This window comes from Paracoccus versutus (genome assembly GCF_000763885.1).
Lineage (GTDB): Bacteria > Pseudomonadota > Alphaproteobacteria > Rhodobacterales > Rhodobacteraceae > Paracoccus > Paracoccus versutus.
In genome coordinates this window covers 1-3,816 of record NZ_JRKO01000125.1, presented here as the reverse complement: position 1 = coordinate 3,816, position 3,816 = coordinate 1, and the positions used below count along the sequence as shown (strand labels likewise).

General features: G+C 66.0%; 6 protein-coding genes. 2 read left to right on the top strand and 4 right to left on the bottom strand.

Annotation, left to right across the window (positions count from 1 at the left end; genetic code table 11):
• On the top strand, positions 1–300 hold a 300-nt coding region (locus tag IT40_RS29425), incomplete at its 5' end, for a DUF6522 family protein (RefSeq protein ID WP_036761347.1).
• 8 nt (positions 301–308) lie between these two features.
• Here IT40_RS29425 and IT40_RS29095 read toward each other — a convergent pair.
• From IT40_RS29095 to IT40_RS29090, 4 genes are all read right to left on the bottom strand, one after another.
• The gene (locus tag IT40_RS29095) at positions 309–470 is read right to left on the bottom strand and encodes a hypothetical protein (RefSeq protein ID WP_157034119.1); all 162 of its coding nucleotides are present in this window, start codon (positions 468–470) and stop codon (positions 309–311) included.
• Positions 471–631: 161 nt separating this feature from the next.
• Positions 632–1,864 (bottom strand): aldehyde dehydrogenase family protein, encoded by a 1,233-nt coding sequence (locus tag IT40_RS25985; RefSeq protein WP_084197486.1) that lies wholly within the window; start codon positions 1,862–1,864, stop codon positions 632–634.
• Between the two features lie 292 nt (positions 1,865–2,156).
• A complete protein-coding gene (locus IT40_RS25980; RefSeq protein ID WP_052096354.1) occupies positions 2,157–2,981 on the bottom strand; it encodes an MFS transporter in 825 nt (274 codons plus the stop codon).
• Positions 2,982–3,011: 30 nt separating this feature from the next.
• Positions 3,012–3,155: a hypothetical protein gene (locus IT40_RS29090; RefSeq protein ID WP_157034118.1), complete on the bottom strand. Its 144-nt coding sequence runs from the start codon at positions 3,153–3,155 to the stop codon at positions 3,012–3,014.
• Between IT40_RS29090 and IT40_RS29085 the strand changes: the two genes are divergently transcribed.
• Positions 3,154–3,363 (top strand): hypothetical protein, encoded by a 210-nt coding sequence (locus IT40_RS29085; protein WP_208855418.1) that lies wholly within the window; start codon positions 3,154–3,156, stop codon positions 3,361–3,363. The two genes, IT40_RS29090 and IT40_RS29085, sit on opposite strands and share 2 nt — an antisense overlap.
• Positions 3,364–3,816: the final 453 nt, after the last annotated feature.

The following is a 3,816-nucleotide window of genomic DNA, read 5'->3' as shown; positions in this document are numbered from 1 at the left end:
GATGCCGGCACGGTGCGGCTGATCTTCTTTTCGTCCAGCCGCCGCATTCGGATTACGGCGAACGCAAGCGGCAGGATCCTGAGCTGCGGCGCGCTGGATTTCGCCCGATCGCCCGGCCCCGGAAGCCCAGGCGCGGAGGCCGGCGGGGATCACGAGACCCCCTCGCCGGCGAGGGACCGGGATCCGGGACAGGCGGCGCATATCGAGACGCTTCTCGACCTGGCGCTGCAAGGAACCTTCCCCGCCAGCGACCCCATCGCCATCACCATCGACGCACAGCCCCGGACACACTGCACCTGAAGCCCGGCTCAGAACGAGAACAGGGTCGGGGCGGCATCCGGGAGCCAATGGGCGATCGCCAAGGGTAGGAGGCACCGGAGCCGCAGATAGACGATGACCATGAACACGGAGTTCGGGATCGACGACAGGAAGCGGTGCAGCATGCAGGCCGGATCGAAGGTCAGTGGCATGAAGGCGCATACGGGGAACAGTCGCCGTCCTCAATCAGCGCCGCTGCCAGCGCCGGTTCATCCCCGCATATGCGGGGAACAAGGATGAAAATGGTAGCCGTTGTTTTTCACAGGACGGTTCATCCCCGCATATGCGGGGAACGCGCTGGCTCGACCCAATCTCACGGATCATCCCTAACCGAGGCGACAGGGCCGAAGATCTCCTCACGCGCGATGGTCATGTCATTGTGGACATTGCTGAAGACGGTCGGCGCGATGAAATAGCCGTCCGCCAGATCGCCCCCCAGCCGGCTGCCGCCTGCCCGCAGATCCGCGCCTTCCGAACCACCAACCGAGACATAATGCATCACCCGCTCCAATTGACGCTGCGAGACAAGAGGACCCAGTTGCACATTCGGATCGAAGGGGTCGCCCACGACGATCCCCTTGCTGAACTCGACCATCCGGGCCAGGAACTCCTCTTGGATGGTGCGCTGCACGAAGATGCGGGTCCCGGCTGAACAGATCTGGCCGGAATTGGTAAAGACACCCATGGCCGCGCCGGGCACCGCCTTGTCGAGATCCGCGTCGGCAAAGATCACGTCGGGCGACTTGCCGCCCAGTTCCACCTGTACACGCTTCATGTTGACCGTAGAGGCCTTGACGATCTCGCGCCCGGTGGCGGTCGAGCCAGTAAAAGCGATGCGATCCACATCGGGATGGGCAGCCAAGGCAGCGCCTGCCTCGGCGCCGAGGCCGGTGACGACATTCACCACCCCTTCTGGCACACCGATCTCGGCCAGCAGTTCCGCCGTGCGCAGCGCGGTCAGCGACGCATCCTCGGCGGACTTGATCACCACCGTGCAGCCGGTCGCCAGGGCGCCGCCCACGATTCCCCAGAAGCTGATAAGCGGCCCGTTCCACGGGATGATCCCGCCGACGACACCCACCGGCGCCTTCAGAGTGAGCGTGGTGACATTGCCAGGTAGCGAGTTCGGAATCGTGCTGCCGGTCCAGCTTACCGCCTGTGCAGCAAGGTAGCGGATCATGGCCAGCAAGCCGGCTTTCATGCCACGGGTCCGCGCAAGCGGCGCTCCCATATCGAGCGATTCCAGTGTGGCAAGCTCGTCGAAATTTTTCTCCACGACCTCGGCGACTCGCATCATCAGCGTCATCCGCTGTTGCGGAGTGAAACGGCTCCACGGCCCCTTGAACGCACGCCGTGCAGCGGCAACTGCGGCATCGACATCCTCCTTGCGACCGCGCGCCAGTGTAGTCAGGACCTTGCCGGTCGCGGGGTTGAATGTCTCGATACTCTCCCCGGAAGCGGATGGCCGCCATGTACCGTCGATAAAATGCTGCTTGTTTGGATCGGCTAGGAACTGCGGTTGTCCTGCCTTTGTCCTGTTATTCAATTTCTGTTCCTCGCTAGATCTTGCGGTTATCGAGAACGCAGTTCGAGCTGTTCAGGGGCCGTCGTCATCGTGCTCCTGTAAGCCGATACGAAGGGTTTCTGCGCAATAACTATGCCAATGATGGCTCAGTGCGACTCCCCGTTCCTTGGACAGATTTCCGGCTGTGAGCTGCTGCGGTAATCCTCCCCATGGTTAAGGGGATGCGGACGTGGAGTTTTCTCGGCAGGATGGACGAGAAGATTCCGATGAAGAAGAGCCGTTTCACCGAAGCCCAGATCATGGGCGTGTTGCGTCAGGCTGAGGGCAGCCCGGCCTTCCCCCCCGCCCCGCCAGAAGGCAGCCGATCGCGGCCAGCTGTATCGCCGCAGCACAGGCGAACAGCGGCACCGAACCGGATCCGTCGATCATGCCATCCCCTCGCAACAGGCCGAACGCCGCCGGCGCGAAGGCATAGCCGGCCTGGCCCATGGCGACGATCAGCGGCACCACGCGGGCCACCTCGGCCGGGGTGAACTCCTGCTGCGCGATCAGCGGCGGCAGCGAGGTGGCATTGCCGATCCCCAACCCGAAGAGCGCAATGCCGAGCCCCGCCCTCGCCCGCCGCCAGCAGGAACAGCAGCGATCCAGCCACCTGCACGCCGTAGCTGGCACAGGCGACCAGGCGGCGGTCGGCCGAGACCGGCATCATCCAGCCCACCACCGAACGCCCGAGGATCGCGGCGAGCGTCGCGCCGCCCATCGCCAGCCCCGCCATGCGCTCGCCCAGCACCGGCACCAGCAGCGAGAACAGATGCGCCAGCAACCCGATCTGGGCAAACAGCCCCAGCATCATGCCGGCGGCCAGCGTCACGAACTTGCCGTCGGCAAAGAACCAGCGGCGCGCGGGCGAACCGCCTCGCGGCGCTCGTGGCCGGGGATCGGCCACCTCCACGCCATCCGGGCGTTGCCCCATGCTTTCGGGCGTGTGCCGGAACACCAGCACCGACAGGGTCGCGACCACGGCCACCATGACGCCACCGACGGCCAGGGCCGCCGGCAGAAAGCCGATGCCCGCGATCAGCGCGATCCACCGCGGCGAGAAGATCACCCCGCCCAGGCTGGCGCCGTTATGGGCCATGCCGAGCGCGGCGGGTCGGCGCAGGATGAATCAGGGCGCGATCAGCGCGTTCACGGCGGCCGCCCCCATCGCGACCCAGCCGGCGCCGCTGGCCAGCGCCGCCGCGAGCAGCTGCCAGGGCTCGGGCCGGGCCAGGATGCAGGCCCTCGGCATCCTGGCGACGGATCGCGACATGCATAGCCGCCGCCCGCTCTGCCGTCCCTGCCTGGACTGGAGCGAGCGCCGCCCGCATCTGGCCGGGGCTCTGGGCGCCGCCATCTGCACCCATGCGCTGGATCGGGGCTGGGTGCGGCGCCGCGCCGGAACGAGGGCGCTGGAGATCACCCCGGCTGGCAGGATCGGTTTCCGGCAGGCGTTCGGGGTCGCGGAAGCTGCCGGCTGATCAGGGCGAAAAGCCTGCGTCCGACATTTCTCTCGCTGCGCAGCCTTAACCGCGGCGGCGAACACGAAACGCCGCGACGCGGAGGCCCCATTGCGGCACAGGGCTGTTCGCGAGTGGCCGGAATGGGTCGGGATGTCAGCAACGCTCCGTCGCCACCTTTGCATCCTCTGTGCCTTTGGCCGCCTATCCTGTTCGCGATGGCGGCACGAGGTGGTTCCCTAGAGCTGTGGCATGTCCGAGCAGCAGCTTCTGGAAACGCGACCTGGCCTGGTCTGACTGGGTTGATCCATGGCTCAAGGCCTATGAATATCCCCAGCACCTCCGATCCGCTTTGGGACACCCAAGGAGCGGCCAACATGAAAACTTCCCTCACGAGCGCCCCGCCGGGCATGTGAGATAGGCCATGATCATCCGCCGGCACTGGGCCGCGAGCCTTGCGGTCGGCAGGCCGGC

Coding starts and splice junctions, on each gene's coding strand:
- IT40_RS29095 (WP_157034119.1), bottom strand. CDS start 470: ATGCCACTGACCTTCGATCCGGCCTGCATGCTGCACCGCTTCCTGTCG.
- IT40_RS25980 (WP_052096354.1), bottom strand. CDS start 2,981: ATGGCCCATAACGGCGCCAGCCTGGGCGGGGTGATCTTCTCGCCGCGG.
- IT40_RS29085 (WP_208855418.1), top strand. CDS start 3,154: ATGCATAGCCGCCGCCCGCTCTGCCGTCCCTGCCTGGACTGGAGCGAG.
- IT40_RS29090 (WP_157034118.1), bottom strand. CDS start 3,155: ATGTCGCGATCCGTCGCCAGGATGCCGAGGGCCTGCATCCTGGCCCGG.